We start from the raw sequence: 16,152 nt of genomic DNA, 5'->3' as shown, positions 1-16,152 counted from the left end.
AACAAGAAAAAAGAAGCGGAACACGGGCCCATTAGGCCCGGTTCAGTATGTTGTACACAATTATTTGGCACGTGGAGTGATATCGAGAACGACACCGACTGCAACGGTCATTCCCATGTCACGTACTGCAAATCGTCCGAGCTGTGGGAACTCCTTGTACTTCTCAATGACCATTGGCTTGAGGGGTACAAGTTTTGCCAACATGGACTCACCCTTCTTCACAAAGTCGGGGTTCTCCTCAATGACTTGGCCGCTTCGTTGGTCAAGTTTCTTCAGGAGCTGATCGAATCTACAGGCAACCTGTGCAGTGTGTGCATGGATGACTGGAGTGTAACCAACAGTGATTGCAGTTGGGTGCTGAATGACCATGACCTGCCCTGTAAAGTCGGCTGCAACTGTGGGGGCGGAATCAACAGGACCAGCAACGTCGCCACGTCCTAGATCCTTACGTTCGATACCACGCACATTGAAACCGATGTTATCACCAGGAATTGCCTGAGGCAACTGCTCATGGTGCATCTCGATTGACTTAATCTCACCAGTCTTGTTCGGAGGCATGAAGATGACTTTCATCCCAGGCTTCATGACACCAGTCTCGACACGACCGACTGGCACGGTACCAACACCCTTGATAGAGTATACATCATTGATTGGCACGCGCAAGGGCTTGTCAACTGGTTTGGGTGGAAGCTCGACAGCGTCTAGAGCCTCAAGCAAGCAGGGTCCATCATACCATGGGGTCAGGTCGGGGGTCTTCTTGCTCAGGTTGGCAGCATCGAGGGCAGAAGTGGGGATGAATGGGATCTTATCGGTCTTGTAACCGATGCTCTTCAGGAATCCCTCTACCTCTTCCTTGACCTCTTTGTAGCGGTCCTCGCTGTACTTGACGCTATCATCGTCCATCTTATTGATACAGACGATCAAACTGGGCACACCAAGGGTCATGGCAAGATACGCATGTTCCTTTGTCTGACCACCGGGACCTATTCCAGCCTCGAACTCACCTTTCTTAGCCGACACGACCAACAATCCTACGTCGGCTTGGGACGCACCTGTGATCATGTTCTTGATGAAGTCTTTATGGCCGGGTGCGTCAATAATGGTATAGTAGTAGCGGTCAGTCATGAACTTGAAGAACGCAATGTCAATTGTAAGACCACGTTCACGTTCTTCCTTGAGACGGTCCAGCGCAAAAGCCCATGCCCAGCTGGGCCGCCCAAGTTTCTCTGCTTCGGCCTTGTACTGTTGGAACGTTCGTTCATCAACAGCGCCTGTTTCATATAGGAGCCGGCCAGTCATCGTGCTTTTACCATGGTCAACATGGCCAATGACGACGAGGTTCAGGTGCTCCTTTTCTTTCTTGGACAAGGCATTAATTCTCCTTTCGCGTTTTTAGTCGGTCCTCTATACAGGACAGACTCTGCCCTTCACTTCGGGGGTTGCTTTTAACGCTTTCGACAAAGTACATTGTCTTCAAGACACACTGCGTGATGGCATTCCTCTACCGGAACGGATAGCAAGCGCTCATTCGATAAAGAGCCGAACGCCACAAAAGGGACACAAATAGACGTTCTCTTCCTGTTGAACTGCATTGATAATGTCAAAGGTCATGTCACAAGAGGGGCATCGGTAGAAATCAGTACCTTCCACTCTCAATGCAGGGGCGGCATGCTTTTCCAGAATCGCAAAGATCGCCTCATCCTCTGCAAGATCAACTGACCGACTGTGCTTCCTTGAAAGACAGATCATGATGACAAGCAAGAAGCCGGGAATAATCATAGCAGGAAGTGTGAATGAGGTATAGGAATCAGAGCCAGGGTGCGATGCACCAAGTAGTGCGAGAGCGGTCATGAAGATAATAACAAAGATCTTAGTCCATGTGACGCGCCAATCGCGCTTTGCAGGGCCTCCCGATTCCGCGTTCATAGCAACCAGCCTCTAGGAGCAGCAATCCAACCAGCTTTATCAAAGAAAATCTTGCTGTATGTAATGATGATTGTGCCAGTGAACCAGCCAGTAGAGAAATACAGCAGACACTATGACCATCACAATAAGGGGAAAGGGCGCAATTCGTGAATCGGTAATGAATATCAACAATGCTCCCGGAGAGATTAGGAGCAGAAGAACAGCGATCACCAGTACGCGCCTCGAACGAGAAGAGTCGTCTTGGAATTTAAACAGCATCGAATACTCACCTTATTGGCCATCTACTGTGTGTATGTCCCTTGGCAATCTTTTTAGGCGTATCGAAGAGTTATCATCATGCAGCGGGTAGGGTCGGGTCGTTTGCCGCGACCTGTGACCGGTATGGCAATAGCCGGGACCAGTAACCAACGCCGAGGGCGAAACCGGACTCCCGTGTGCCCTCGTACCGGACTATGACGAGCGGTCTCTGAAGTCTGCTACGGTCATAGCGGTAGTCGTAGGACTGCCGGGATTGGCTTAGACTTCCGAACCGGGTCAGGCCCTGGCGGGAACAGCCCTAAGGAAGAGTAGTGGAGCCTCAGAGGTAGCCGCTTCGAGAATGGTGCGAGATCCGCGCCGGGGGGAAGGACGTCCGAGGCCGCGGGGCCGCTGCACCTTGTATAGCAGATCATTCGTATTTTTCAAATGACTGCTGCAGCATGTCAATAGACAAATGATATGTACTAAATGAGCTATAATGCTCTAGCCTCCATGAAAATCTATGACTCACGATAATGTTTAAGAGAGAATCATTGTCGCTCTTGCTATAGCCGGGGTTTCCTAGCCTGGTAAGGAGCCAGCCTGCTAAGTTGGTGTGCTCCGCACACGAGGGTTCAAATCCCTCCCCCGGCGCCATCCAATTCTTGATAATCGTTGGTGGCTGAGAGATTTGCCAAGGCCACTCCCAATAATGTCAGACCTCCACCGACAAATTGTAGAGAGAGAGCGGGTTCCCCAAGAAAGATTATTGCAAGGAGGACACCCCATACAGCGATCAGACTAAGCCCGATCTGCACAAGAGAGGCCTCAATGTACCTCATTGATTCATAATAGAGAATGAAGGCAACAACAGTATTGATGATTGCAACCCATGCTAGAATATACCATGCCCCCAGACTGATTGAGAACACAGTCAATGGATCTTCAAGTAGTAGAGCTGAGAGCCACATAAAGGGAATACCAATAAGTGTACTGTAGAAGGTCACAGCCACCGAATCCAGACTTCGGACAGCGATTTTCCCAGAAACCCCATTGATTGCAAAGAGCAATGTTGAGATCACCACAATCGTGTCACCAGCCAGACGAACTGCCTCAACCGATCCGGTCATTGGAGTACCACCAAGAACGATCAGGGCCATCCCCAAGAATGCAGATACCAAGCCGCCAATCTTCTTAGGAGTGATTGATTCGCCAAGGATTATCGCTGCAAGGATGAGAGTAAATACAGGGCTCATGTTGATGAGCATCAGGGTCTCTGCGGCAGTGGTCATACTAAGGCCAATGTATTGAAGAACTTGAGAGAGAAACGGCCCTGAAAACCCGACCACCAGAAGAATCTTCCACTCAGAACGAGTCTTAGGAAGCGGAGGGCGGCCCTTACTATACAAGACCAATACAATCAGGAGAAAGGGAAGGGCCAGTGTATAACGAAGAGCGACAAAATGAATGGGAGGGACCTCCCAATAGACAATCTTTGCAAAAATTAGTGAGGATGCCCAAGCCACAGTGGTAATGAGCAGAGCCAACCAAGCAAATACCTGCCGCACGATCTACACACTCATCTATTGTCGCTCGTCCGCTTCCATCAAGATACTTTAGTCTACTGGAGCAGTGACAGATTCACACCAGTCACTCTCTGACCAAGTTTCAACACTTGATAAAACAAAAAGAGGAAAGACGGACTGCACCGTTTAGTGCAGCCGTTGTCAGCCAGATTATCGGGCTGAACGTGCAACACGTTCGCGCTCGTCTTTGCGAGCGATTGCAAAGCTTGCAGGGTCGCCCTTGTAGGCAAGAAGCAACTCATCAACTATGCATTCTTCAAACGATTTTGCACTATTATGAGCATTACGAGTAGCACCTACTGAGAGATACCGCAGGGCAAGATCAATTCTTCGTTGTGGAGCGACATCCACTGAACGAGGATATGCCATTCCACCATAAGAGATACGAGTGGTCTCTTCGGCGGGTGCTGCATTCTCGATTGCGGTCACAAGGACTTGAATAGGATTTAGACCAGTACGGTAATTGATGATCTCAAATACACGACGGACTACACCAATCGCGCGTATCTTCTTCCCAGCGCCACGGCCAGTGCGGGTCTTTTTCTCTTTTCGTTTCCCAGCGTTCATCAATTTGTTGACAAAACGTTCAACAATAGGCACTCTGGACTTGTGGAATCGACGATTAGCATGACGACCAGAGGTATGAGGAATGAGAACGGGCTTGAGTGAGATGTATCTCTGTAGGCCAATGTCTTTGATCTCGACCTCGGCGGGATCCCACTTGCCAAATAATAGGAAAAGAGAGGGCTCGCGTGGTGGCCGCTCGAACTCGTCACCTTGCATTTCATCGATACGTTCTTCTTCAGACATATGCAACCACCTATCGAATTGGTTTTTCGGCCTTGCCATAGATCAGTGATTCGAGGCTCACACCATTGACCTTGAAAACGCGCCAGCGTACTCCAGGCAAGTCCCCAATTGCTCCACCCATAGCACCACCAATACCCTCAACAATGACAGTATCGTGTTCATCGATATATTTGAGACCGCCATCACCCGGAACAAAGGCCGTGATTTGCTTACCATTCTTCGATAATTGTACACGGACACATTTTCGTATGGCTGAGTTGGGCTGTTTACTCTCCACGCCCACCTTCTCAAGGACAATCCCTCTTGCCTGTGGTGCACCTTCAAGAGGATCAGTCTTTCTCTTGAGCTTTAACACTCTGCGCTTGTTGCTGGCCTTTTTCCAGCGAAATCGTTTTCTCTTTGAGCGAAGCGGTCTTGCCGCAAACTCGCCCAGCGGACTCTTCGAACCTGTCACGTAATCTACCTCTGATAAGATTCATAGTCTACTCTATGGGTGGTCAGTGCATCGCCCTGTTCTATCCTTAAAAGCATTATGAAACGGGAGAGAGAAAAGAATTCAATAAGATCATACAATCAAAACATTGTCCAGACCGAAATGACGTTTTGCCAGAAGACGAGCCCGCGCCACATTACGGCCATCCCGACCAATGGCAATGCCTCGGTCCTCAGCCTTCACCGTGACGTGTGCAACAAGATGCCCACGGCGATCTTCCTGTATCTTGATGTGTTCTACGCGCGCGGGGGCAAGGGCGCTCTTTATGAACTCCTCTGCGGTATCGGCAAGTTCCACAACGTCAACATGTTTTTCAAAAGCATCAGAAACAGAGAGAATCGTTGAGCCACCTCTTCCTATGGCCTTTCCTAGCTGACGGGGGCGAACCACAAAGATGAGTCGGTTGCCTGTGTCGTCCTGAATCACATCAACAGCAGACACACCTGTGATACGCTCAAAGGTTGCAATTAAGGCCATGTCATCCATGGATAGCCGTACTCGAGGCAAGACTACCGCCTCACACCATCTCTAAGATCTTAGAGTCGCCAGGCTCGATAATGGCAATAGCTGAAACCATAAAGGGCTTTCCAACGATCTCGCCCAAGTCCCAAGAGGTGCCATTAAACCTGTAGATCTTCGTACCGCTCATCTCCGCATATCGTTCGATATCGGAAGTCTCATTGGCGGGGCAATTAGCCGCAATGACAACGAGCTGTGCCTCTCTCTTCTTGAGCGCATCAATGGACGACTTTGCGCCTATTTTACATCGGCCTGTACTGACTGCACTTGCAATTGGTTGATTCATGCTCAACGCGAATACCTCATTCTTCTATGATGTTGTGGTTCTGAATATAGTCCAGAGTGACCTTGTGAAAAATGCCTCTGGTTTTAACGGTTGCGCCATGTACGTACGTGGACAGGCAGCCGAAACAGAGGCACATAATCGGTCACTCCATAGTTCTATGGGGTCATGAGCAGGTCAATGGCCCCAGTCCCGAGAGGAATAAGCTGGCCAAGAATAACATTTTCAGTGATTCCCTTGAGAGGATCAACCGTGCCAGCAATGCCAGCTCCTAATAGGTGATTGATTGTGACCTCAAAGGCGGCCCGTGCCAAGGCACTGTTCTTTGAGCCCGAGATACCATGACGACCAATCTGATGAATCTCACCCTCCACAGTCATCATGTCAGCCACCAGAATGATATGACGAATATCAACGTCCATTCCCTGCTCATCAAGCACGCTCATTGCCTCCTTGATGATTGCATTACGGGTGGCCTCAATCCCTAACACCTGAAAGATCTCGCTCAGGTTGTTTGTATAGACCCGATGCGGATTCACTCCCTCTATCTCAAGTGCGTCTTGGAGATTAGACCCCTCAGTGTAGAGAATATACTCGTCACCCTCTTTTCTGATGACAACATGCGTCACACCCTGTATCCCTTTGACCATGACCTCTCGGATCTTCTCACTGAAGCGCTGAAGCTCGGTGAGTGTGTCATTGAGCGGATAGACAAAAATCGTGTTCCCATCAGTCTCCACCTCGCCCTTATTCTTGATCTTGGCCTCTATTGCCGTCGAGATGTCCTCTGCAACGAGACCTTTGTCCTCCATCAACTCGGGATCCAGACGGATGTCAATGGCCTGCCTGAGAAGGTCGATGGAGATATTGCTGGCAACGCTCTCAACAAGAACCATCTCGATATTACGTGCCACTGCCCGTGCAGCATCTTTATCACCTGCAATCTCGGGCACAAGATGCACTCTCATTGTGGGGGTACTAGGTATGTTCCGAGCATCAACAATCTCGATGAGACGTGGAAGACCCTGCGTGACACTCAACTCTGCGACTCCTGCATAGTGAAAGGTTCGTAGAGTCATCTGGGTGCCTGGCTCGCCAATACTCTGAGCAGCAACGGTCCCTACTGCCTCGCCGGGCTCTACAAGGGAGCGTTCGTAAGAGTCCACTACATGGTCGCAAATCTTATCGAACTCTTTCTTGGTGAGTCCGTCAATCTGCCGGAGCTTGGTCTCAAGTTCTTCGAGCACTCGGGGAGGGAGTAATCGCGCTTCTCTTATTTTTGTGAACCGCTTCTCCATGTGACTCTCGATTGGATTTTGGGTCATCTTTCTTTCATTCCTCCGTTACTACGATTTCGTCCTTAATCTTCTTCTTCCTCGTCGCTCTCTATTACTTGATCCTGCTCTTACCGAGCACTTTCTCGATGGCAATATCAATATTGACAGCCCGACCATGGTCAGACTTACTCGGGTCCACTCCATCATCTCCAAACTTGAACTGTACAACTCGCCCGCTGGCGGTCCGTACCGTGCCATCTGATTCCACCTTCAGGTCTTGCAGTGCGGTCATCAGCCGTCGCTGCATGTATCCGGAGGTGCTTGTTCGTACTGCTGTGTCCACAAGGCCCTCTCGCCCTCCTGCTGCGTGGAACCAGTATTCTATTGGATCAAGTCCACTCTTGTAACTCGAGGTCACAAAGCCTCGTGCTCGGGCTCCAAGATCACCCTTCTCAAAGTGCGGCAGGGTCCGCCCCTTGTATCCACGTTTGATTCGCTCGCCTCGTACGGCCTGCTGCCCTACGACTGCAGCCATCTGTGAGAGGTTCAGTCGTGAGCCTCTCGCTCCAGTCTGTGCCATGATCACAGCCGAGTTCTCCAACCCAAGGTGCTCTCCTGCAACCTCTCCGGCCGAGTCTCGCGCCTTTGCAAGAACCGCCATGATACGCTGCTCGAGTGTCTCCAGTAGGGTCTGCCCCGGGTTCGGGTCCAGCTCACCACGTTTGTACGCCTCGATGAGTTTGTTCACCTTCTCATCGGCCTCACTCAGTATTACCTTAATCCGCTCAGACGCCGCCTTTGGAAGCGTCACGTCGTCCAGCCCAAAGGAGAACCCACGATCCGTGATTAGCCGCACCAGTAGCCGGCCAACCGAGTCCATGAACTTCCGCGCCGCTGTGGGACCCTTCTCCTTGATGATCCGATGGAACAGTGAGTCAGGCTCTCCGGCCCCAAAGGCCTTCTCATCCACGACTCCAAACTCCAAGTTACCGTCGCGAATCACTACATACGCATCGTATTCGCAGTCTTCCTTCGTGCAGACATCACACTTCTTGCAGATGTTCGCCTTGAACGAGATGTTGATCCCCTCTGGGATGAACATGCTGAAGATCTGCTTCCCAGTCCATAACTGCACTGGCGCCTTGATTGCTGGCTCCGGCAACTTCCCTGCAAACTCCGTCACCGCCATCAACTGGTTCACCCGGTCCAGCGTGTATAGACTCGACTTCCGCGTCAACAAAAACGCCGCCGAGATGTAGTCCTGTAATGCTCCTATGATCGGACCACCGTACCGCGGTGACAGGATCTGCTCCTGCACTCTCATCAGTACCCGTGCCTCAGCCCGCGCCTCCTCCGACTGCGGTACGTGCAGGTTCATCTCGTCCCCATCAAAGTCTGCATTGTACGGCGGACATACGTATAATGATAATCGAAATGTTCGGTACGGCATCACCCGCACCTCGTGTGCCATGATCGACATCCGGTGCAACGACGGCTGTCGGTTGAACAAGACTATGTCACCGTCTGCCAGGTGCCTCTCCACTATGAACCCCGGCTCCATCGTGTCCGCTATGATCGTCCGGTCCTTCACAAACCTCAGGTCCACTCGTCTCCCGTCCGTCCGGATCAGATAGTTCGCCCCCGGATGCCTCTCCGGCCCCCGGATCACTAACTCTTTCATCTCCTCTATGTTCCATTCCGTCACTCGCTGCGGTATCGTCAGTATCTTTGCTATCTGTTCTGGCACTCCTACCTCGTTCATGCTCAGGTTCGGGTCTGGTGAGATCACCGTCCGTGCAGAAAAGTCCACTCGCTTTCCGGAAAGATTGGATCGGAACCGTCCCTCCTTCCCCTTTAGACGCTGCGCTAACGTCCTCAGAGCTCGCCCGCTCCGGTGTCGCGCTGGTGGTATACCGCTCACGCCATTGTCAAAGTACGTCGTCACGTGGTACTGCAACAGCTCCCATAGATCCTCTACGATCAGCGCTGGCGCTCCTGCGTCCAAGTTCTCCCTTAAGCGTTGGTTGATCCGAATGATGTCTATCAGTTCACAGTTTAGGTGGAAATCACCTAACAAACATTTAATGGTATTAATGTTTGTTTGAACAAACCCTTGTGTGATAAATCATCCTCTGATCGAACCCCGCTCTCAAGAGTAATGGATGGACGGACAGTAACAGGAGGGACTGGCAAGACTGTCAATATTGCCCACTCAAGCCGGGCTGCACTGGGATTGATGCCCATGAGTCGATACTCGCGGTCGGAGATGTTCTCCAATCGTTCGCGGATATCGATAGGTGTAAGCCGAACTGAACCGGTCTCACCGACCTCATAGATTGAGGTGGGCTTCTCCAGTTTGAGCTTGAGTTGTTCGGCGCCGCAGTGAGGGCAATTCTTGGCCTTAGCCGCACGCTTGAGAATCTCCTTGGAGAGGACGGCGGTACGCTCGCCAATCTCGGGATACCGCTTGAAGAGTTGCTCGAACTCGACAATCTCGTCCTCAGAGAGGAGGAGGCGGTTGCAATGCCGACAAGTGGCACGCAAGACTTTGTGAATGACTTTGGCATAGCCCTCGTGCATGACTGGTCTGGCCAACTCGATGTGGCCAAAGTGACCGGGACAATTGCCAACACGATTCCCGCAGGTCCGGCACCGCTGCCCGGGATCAATCACGCCAAGGCGCGGATCCATGATTCCGCTGGAGATACTGTAGCCGTCCTCGTCGTAGGTATCGGCAACGACGATCTGGGCAACAGACATCTTACGGATGTCATCAGGGGAGAGGAGTCCGAACTCAACGGCATCGATTTTTTTAATACTGAGTCCAGATAGCATATTAAATCAGCTCCTTGAGTCTCAGTCTACAGGCGAGACCGAGAGACATCATTTCTTGGATGAGAAGTTTGAAAGCATAGGAGACGACGACACTACTGATCTTGGCATTTGGCCCACAGATGGGGCAGTAGTACGTGTCCTTGTTGCGGTCATAAACGCCTATCAGGCCGCAATTCTCACAGACGAGCATGTTACTCTTGTCAGACTCGTCGAGTAGCCTGCCCTTGAGGAGGATAGCAGCACCATGACCAATGAGGACATCGCGTTCCATCTCACCAAAGCGCAGACCACCTTCACGTGCTCGACCCTCAGTAGGCTGGCGCGTCAAGATCTGAACGGGACCTCGCGCCCGGGCATGGATCTTGTCAGCGACCATGTGGTGCAGTTTCTGATAGAAGATAGCACCAATGAACACAGTAGTCTGAAGTTTCTCGCCAGTGATGCCAGAGTACATGGTCTCACGACCGGAGTACTGTAGGCCGTGTTCGTGGAGTATCTTGTAGAGTTCTTCCTCCGAAACCCCACAGAACGGAGTGGCATCTTGTTGCACACCCTCCATACAGGCAGCCTTCCCGGCGATCATCTCGAGAATCTGGCCAATGGTCATTCTACTGGGGATAGCATGTGGATTAATGATCAGGTCAGGAACGACTCCATCCTCGGTGAAGGGTACGTCCTCCTGTGGGACGATATAACCGATAACACCCTTCTGGCCGTGACGAGAGGCGTACTTGTCCCCAAGCTCGGGGATACGTAGGTCACGGACCTTGACCTTCACCAACCGGTTACCATCAATGGTCTCGGTGAGGATCACACGGTCTACAACACCCGACTCGCCATGGCGCACGGCCACAGAGGTCTCACGACGGTTCGGAGAGGAAATCTCAAACTCGGAGAACTCCTCGAGAAACCGTGGGGGTGAAGTCCGACCGATGAGGACATCGCCACCCTGAACCTCGACCTCGGTCTCGATGATCCCATCGTCACCAAGGTTACGGTAGGCCTCAGAGGCACGATAGCCCCTCACGCTCCGGTCAGGGATGGTGAACTGGTCTTCCTGGCCTCCGGGATACTTGCGCTCCTCACTCTCATAGACACGGACAAAGGTGCTTCGGCCAAGGCCTCGATCTATAGAGGCCTTATTCATGATGAGGGCGTCTTCAATATTATACCCCTCAAAGGACAGAATTGCTACAATGAAATTTTGCCCGGCTGGTCGCTCCTCGTAGCCGATCGAGTCCATGGCACGTGTTTTGACCAGTGGAACCTGTGGATAGTGGAAGAAGTGTGAACGTGTGTCGGCACGATAGGCAAAGTTCGATGCAGGAACACCCACAGATTGTTTGACCATTGCCGCCATGTAGACGTTACGTGGCGACTGGTTCCGCTCGGGGAAGGGGATCAGTGCTGCCGAGATACCAAGAATAGTGGAAGGCACAATCTCCAGATGGGTTGTAGAGGAAGTAATATCATCAGGATACATAGCAATGAGCGTATTCTCTTCCTCTTCGGCATCAAGGAATTCGATTATGCCATTACGAAGAAGATCCTGAAAGCCCCACTCGCCGTCCTCAATCATTCGCAGATGCTCGTCTGTGAGCCTGCTCTTCCCGTTCTCCACCACGACCACAGGACGGCGAACTCGCCCGGCATCACAATTGACCTGCACCTCGTGTGTGTCCTCGTAGTATGCGATGTTGACCTCATAGTCGATCTCGCCTGCACGCCGTTTCTGGCGCATTGTCTTGACAAGGACCTTAGGTGCAGGATGTATACCGATGAGCCGGCCATTGAGAAATACATCGGCCCAATTGTCACCGCGTTTACCACGGCGATGCTCAATCGACTCCACCTCCGCCTTGAAGAGCACTCGCTCGACGGCCTCTTCATTTGTACCGACAGAGATGTAGGCCATCATTGCAAGGTTTTTCACAAGACCACAGTTTGGGCCTTCGGGGGTCTCACTTGGACAGATCTTGCCCCAGTGAGTGGCATGAAGATCACGCGCCTCGAAGTGGGGTTGTGAACGGGAGAGAGGCGACACGACACGACGCAGATGAGATAATGAAGAGATATAGTTCGTACGATCAAGTAATTGTGAAACTCCGGCCTTTCCACCGACCCAGTTACCGGTGGCCAGAGCATGTTTCAATCGCTGCGTGATGACATCAGCCCTGACTGCCGTACGAATATTTGGTTTACGGCCGCGGACTGCGGTTCTCTCGAGTTGATATTTGATGTCACGTGTTAGAGAATAGAGAGCGACACGAAAGAGGGACATGAGGAGGTCGCCACTGAGCTTAAGCCGCTTATTGGCATAGTGGTCTTTGTCATCGGGTTGGCGTTTCCCAAGAACAAGCTCGAGAAGACGCTCGACCATCTGGCCCAAATAGTAGGCCTTTTGCATGCGATGCTCGGGATCCGTACCGATGTGTGGAAGTAGATATCTATCGAGGACCTTCTCGGCACGTGCAAGACGATATTCCTTAGTCTGACCCACTGCTACTCGTTTTCCGATGTAGTCTAAAGCGTTCTCACGGGTCGAACCGGAGCCCTCCTCAGTTCCGGCATTAATGGGTGAAGACTGTTCAATAGTGACAATGAGTTCATTTTGTATCTCCTCGTCATCTGAAATGACCTCTACGATGTCACGATCTGATTCGAGTCCTAAGGCCTTCATCAGAATGGCAAGAGGAATCTTTCCGGGCACAGACGGGAAGGACACTCTGAGTTCGCCGGTCCGCTTTCGCTCGATGGTGACAGGAGCTCGAAAGCCACGAGCGGTGGAGAATACTTTTGCAATGTGCGAATAGCCTGACGATTTGCTGGCCGCCTCTATTAGAATCCTATTTGGCGCCAAGTCTTCTTGGGTGACAAGAACGCGCTCGGAACCGTTGATGATGAAATAACCACCGGGATCTTTTGGATCCTCACCATGTTTGATGAGGTCCTCATCGGACATGCCATGCAGAAGACACTTCTCACTTCGGAGCATTATGGGGAGATCGCCGATATAGATTTTGAGCGTCTCAAGCCGTGTTGTCTGCGCCCCCTCGGTCTTGACCGGAGTCATGTCCAGATACAACTTGCTGGCGTACGTCAGATTTCTGATCCGCGCCTCTAGAGGATAGAGAGCATGCTCGCTCCCGTCAGCCTCTCGAATGGATGGCGGTTCGATATAGATCTTACCCAGTTCCACATAATAGCCCTCGACCTTGGGGGTTATCTTCGCAACACTGTCAACGACTTCTTGCAACTCATTATTAACAAACCGATTAAACGAGTCCAGATGCTGACCCACAAGGCCTCGGTCCTTGAAGTATGCCTCTATGATCGGCCAGTACTTCTGACGTTCTTCTGTGCCCAAACTTGTCACCACTCATCCTGATAGTGAGGAACGGAGATCCTACTGCGGACTACTTTGCTTCCCATTGCTTCGACCCGTAGAAATTCAGGTTCTGTCATAGACTGCAATAGCCGCCCCGTTCTCTCTGCCTGGCATTTCACTACACCCCATCATTCTGACCACTCTCACAGTGTGGCGGGCTCGGCGGGATTTGAACCCGCGACCCTTTCCCTGCCCGACACAGTGGCCGGACATTCAGGTTAAAAGCCTGCTGCGCTACCTAGCTGCGCCACGAGCCCTGCCGTGTGTGTTTCGATCCATGCTCCGACAGATACCAAACTAAGTGTACTCCTAGCTTGATGGGGCTGTCGAATATGGTCTTGCATGATGGGAAGCAGCTCTGCCTGAGCAATGGAGGGGAATTCTGTAAACATAAAAGCATTGCGATAAAGCCTGATATTTGGAGAGTCAGCTTATCTGTTCTGGCCGTTCTGACCACGTTCCTTTCATCCACGCGAGCCGTTATAAATCTTGGTCGAGTCCGTTGTTCGACCGTGCGGGGATCAAACACTCGCCAGCCCATGCCCCCAGCAACTGCACGGAGCAGGGCGTAGCGATACTTGAATCGGGCATCCAAGTACGGGAAGACTATGACATGTCACACGATTCTTGTCTGTGAGTGTGGGATCGGACTATTTTAACTCATAGAACCTGTGATGCGCCGGCCGTGCGTTCACAGTAGAACTGTCCGCTATGGCGTACCGAACTCATAACTTGGAGAGGCCATCGGCATTGAAGGATCTTCGACTGCGGATTTTTTACAAGGCCTGACTCTTTCAGTCCTGCGCCTAAAATGATCCGACTTCCAATCCTCACTGCAATCGCTAAATTTCTCCAATCACCTCCGCCCTTCCGACTTCGTACCGTCCGACAAGTTTAATAGATTTTCAATTCGTCACCTCATCGTCAACTGTTCGCGTCGGACCATCCACTCCGGTGCCCCTGTAGTGTAGTCCGGCCAATTTCCCAGATTCCCTGGGAAGTCCGATATAGCATTCAAGACTGTCACGCGCTCGCCCGTGGCGGTCGTAGCGGGCTAATCTTGAGACCCGGGTTCGAATCCCGGCGGGGGCGCCATCCTCTTTCTTCACACACGACAATTCACGCTTCCAGCAATTTGACACCATGCTCACGAAGGAAGCGTTCAAAGTTCAGCCTCAGAGCACCATCCAGATTAAAATCAAGGCGCACGCCAGCCCTCTGAAGGGCGCGATCAAGGATCTCGCCGATAGATTCGCGCCAGATGCCAGTTGCGCGGAGGTCACTCAGTAGGAGATCCAGAGGGATTCGCACCCTGACCTGTTCCATCCGATCCCAGAAGGTGACCACGATGCCCTGCCATGGTGACGCCACGACCTCAACCAGTTCGTGCGTTTCGCCGGTAAAGAGGCGTTCAGAGGGGCGAACCACACTCTCCGGCACTTCATGTTCGGATTCGAGTTCATCATCTGGGACCCAGTCATAGTCAGGGCCATCATAGTCTACCTCATCATAGTCAGGACCATCCTCGTTCACCGCATCATAGTCAGGGCCATCATAGTCCCCGGAGTCATAGTCACCAAGAACGGGATAGCGCGCTCTGCGCAGGATCTCCACGAACCTATTGAAAGTCAGCGCCCAGGCAGGCAATCTGAGACCTCCAATACCTCTCAGCTCAACCTGATATCGATAATAGCGATCATCATCTACGTCATAGAAGCCCTTACTCTGAGCGAGCAGGATCACTTGCCTGAGATTCAGAGTGATCGATTCGATACGACTCAGACTGCCTACACCGACGCCGACGCCCGCGCGAGATGATATTCGCACCTGCCATGACCCAGAGACATAATCAAGACCAGTACTCAGAGGCTCAAAGACAAGGGTCGCGGACGGTCAGACGGCCAAGGAGGTGTTGGGCAGAGGGACAGGACGAAAGATACAACGGATAGATCTGGATATTCTCGATACCCATTTTACGAAGTATGTGGGACTGATAAATGAGGTCCTCTCTCGTATATATAGTGATGATGCGCTGTTAGAGCAAATAGGAACTGCACTGATCGATGAATATGGTCATGGCTACGTAGTTCTGAAACGTGAGAGGCCTCTGGCATACAAAGATAATGAGGAGATCCGAGAGAAGACATATGAACGGCTGTATCGGAACGCACTAGAGCAGGCGGCAAGAATTATCCAGAGTGACTGGATGAGGCGACAGTTAGTAATAGCAGGACTGGAAGTCCTGAACAACGATCGTGACCTGCTCAGACGGCTCTTGGGCAACAAGTATGTCCCACGAGAACTCATTCACCTGATGAAGGACTCCCTCAAGAAGAAGAATGGAAATTCGTATTACTATGCCCTCTCCGCAGCACGACAGCTGAGAAAGCGGCTCGACCATGTGATCTTGGAGAGTCGTGAAGAACCACTGGGCTGGCGGAGTTCTCAACGCAGACGTGTATCAAAATATGTCAGAGAAGAGGGATCAGTGCTGGAACTAGCAGCCTCGACCATCTGTTCCTGGTTACAGAAAGAGTACCCGTTCGAGACCCCGCTCATGCTCTCGACAGTCTGTGATTTTTCAGCGTCCACCGAGAACATGCCCGGACAGGGCTACTGGTTCAGCCTCGACAGGGACCGCGAGAACGAGGTCCTCTTCCATCTGAAGCTTCCTCGCCCCATTCAGGGCCGTGACCATGAGTCCTCCCCCTATCGCGTACAGACCCTGACCCTCCGGTTTCTCGACTGGCTGGTCCGTGCCGCACAGAGAGATGAACGAAAGGCGCGGGATGCAGCCA

12 protein-coding genes, 3 tRNA genes, 1 other RNA gene and 1 pseudogene are annotated in these 16,152 nt (G+C 51.8%); 4 read left to right on the top strand and 13 right to left on the bottom strand.

The window, feature by feature from the left end; all coding sequences use genetic code 11:
- Positions 1 to 60: 60 nt before the first annotated feature.
- The 3 genes from tuf to K9W43_00075 form a co-directional block, all read right to left on the bottom strand.
- A complete protein-coding gene (gene tuf / locus K9W43_00085; GenBank protein MCF2135622.1) occupies positions 61 to 1,368 on the bottom strand; it encodes a translation elongation factor EF-1 subunit alpha in 1,308 nt (435 codons plus the stop codon).
- A gap of 156 nt (positions 1,369 to 1,524) precedes the next feature.
- Entirely contained in the window at positions 1,525 to 1,926 is a 402-nt protein-coding gene (locus tag K9W43_00080; protein MCF2135621.1) for a hypothetical protein, read from the bottom strand.
- A 39-nt stretch (positions 1,927 to 1,965) separates the two neighbouring features.
- Complete coding sequence (locus K9W43_00075) at positions 1,966 to 2,184, bottom strand: hypothetical protein (GenBank protein ID MCF2135620.1); 219 nt, start codon at positions 2,182 to 2,184, stop codon at positions 1,966 to 1,968.
- An 81-nt stretch (positions 2,185 to 2,265) separates the two neighbouring features.
- Here K9W43_00075 and ffs point away from each other — a divergent pair.
- Together ffs and K9W43_00065 are read left to right on the top strand one after the other, a co-directional pair.
- Positions 2,266 to 2,577, top strand: an RNA gene (gene ffs, locus K9W43_00070) — signal recognition particle sRNA.
- A gap of 157 nt (positions 2,578 to 2,734) precedes the next feature.
- Positions 2,735 to 2,820: transfer RNA gene (locus K9W43_00065), tRNA-Ser, on the top strand.
- On the opposite strand, the gene K9W43_00060 is transcribed toward K9W43_00065, so the two are convergent.
- From K9W43_00060 to K9W43_00020, 9 genes and pseudogenes are all read right to left on the bottom strand, one after another.
- Positions 2,799 to 3,731: a DMT family transporter gene (locus tag K9W43_00060; GenBank protein ID MCF2135619.1), complete on the bottom strand. Its 933-nt coding sequence runs from the start codon at positions 3,729 to 3,731 to the stop codon at positions 2,799 to 2,801. The two genes, K9W43_00065 and K9W43_00060, sit on opposite strands and share 22 nt — an antisense overlap.
- Positions 3,732 to 3,899: 168 nt before the next feature.
- Complete coding sequence (locus tag K9W43_00055) at positions 3,900 to 4,559, bottom strand: 30S ribosomal protein S7 (GenBank protein MCF2135618.1); 660 nt, start codon at positions 4,557 to 4,559, stop codon at positions 3,900 to 3,902.
- Between the two features lie 10 nt (positions 4,560 to 4,569).
- Complete coding sequence (locus K9W43_00050; GenBank protein ID MCF2135617.1) at positions 4,570 to 5,013, bottom strand: 30S ribosomal protein S12; 444 nt, start codon at positions 5,011 to 5,013, stop codon at positions 4,570 to 4,572.
- Between the two features lie 111 nt (positions 5,014 to 5,124).
- A complete protein-coding gene (locus tag K9W43_00045; GenBank protein ID MCF2135616.1) occupies positions 5,125 to 5,559 on the bottom strand; it encodes a NusA-like transcription termination signal-binding factor in 435 nt (144 codons plus the stop codon).
- Between the two features lie 10 nt (positions 5,560 to 5,569).
- Positions 5,570 to 5,857, bottom strand: a complete 288-nt coding sequence (locus tag K9W43_00040) for a 50S ribosomal protein L30e (protein MCF2135615.1) — start codon at positions 5,855 to 5,857, stop codon at positions 5,570 to 5,572.
- A gap of 155 nt (positions 5,858 to 6,012) precedes the next feature.
- Positions 6,013 to 7,179 (bottom strand): DNA-directed RNA polymerase subunit A'', encoded by a 1,167-nt coding sequence (gene rpoA2, locus K9W43_00035; protein ID MCF2135614.1) that lies wholly within the window; start codon positions 7,177 to 7,179, stop codon positions 6,013 to 6,015.
- Positions 7,180 to 7,243: 64 nt separating this feature from the next.
- A pseudogene (locus K9W43_00030) lies at positions 7,244 to 9,966 on the bottom strand (DNA-directed RNA polymerase subunit A').
- 1 nt (position 9,967) lies between these two features.
- Positions 9,968 to 13,342 (bottom strand): DNA-directed RNA polymerase subunit B, encoded by a 3,375-nt coding sequence (locus K9W43_00025; protein MCF2135613.1) that lies wholly within the window; start codon positions 13,340 to 13,342, stop codon positions 9,968 to 9,970.
- A gap of 163 nt (positions 13,343 to 13,505) precedes the next feature.
- Positions 13,506 to 13,611, bottom strand: a tRNA-Lys gene (locus K9W43_00020).
- Between the two features lie 699 nt (positions 13,612 to 14,310).
- On the opposite strand from K9W43_00020, the gene K9W43_00015 reads away from it, so the two are divergent.
- Positions 14,311 to 14,449, top strand: a tRNA-Asp gene (locus K9W43_00015).
- 24 nt (positions 14,450 to 14,473) lie between these two features.
- Here K9W43_00015 and K9W43_00010 read toward each other — a convergent pair.
- Complete coding sequence (locus K9W43_00010; protein MCF2135612.1) at positions 14,474 to 15,181, bottom strand: hypothetical protein; 708 nt, start codon at positions 15,179 to 15,181, stop codon at positions 14,474 to 14,476.
- Between the two features lie 85 nt (positions 15,182 to 15,266).
- On the opposite strand from K9W43_00010, the gene K9W43_00005 reads away from it, so the two are divergent.
- A partial coding sequence (locus tag K9W43_00005; GenBank protein MCF2135611.1) for a hypothetical protein occupies positions 15,267 to 16,152 on the top strand: 886 nt, incomplete at its 3' end.

It is taken from the genome of Candidatus Thorarchaeota archaeon (assembly GCA_021498125.1).
Taxonomy (GTDB): Archaea; Asgardarchaeota; Thorarchaeia; order Thorarchaeales; family Thorarchaeaceae; genus B65-G9.
The sequence above is the reverse complement of the archived record's forward strand: the minus strand, read 5'-3'. Positions and strand labels throughout refer to the sequence as shown.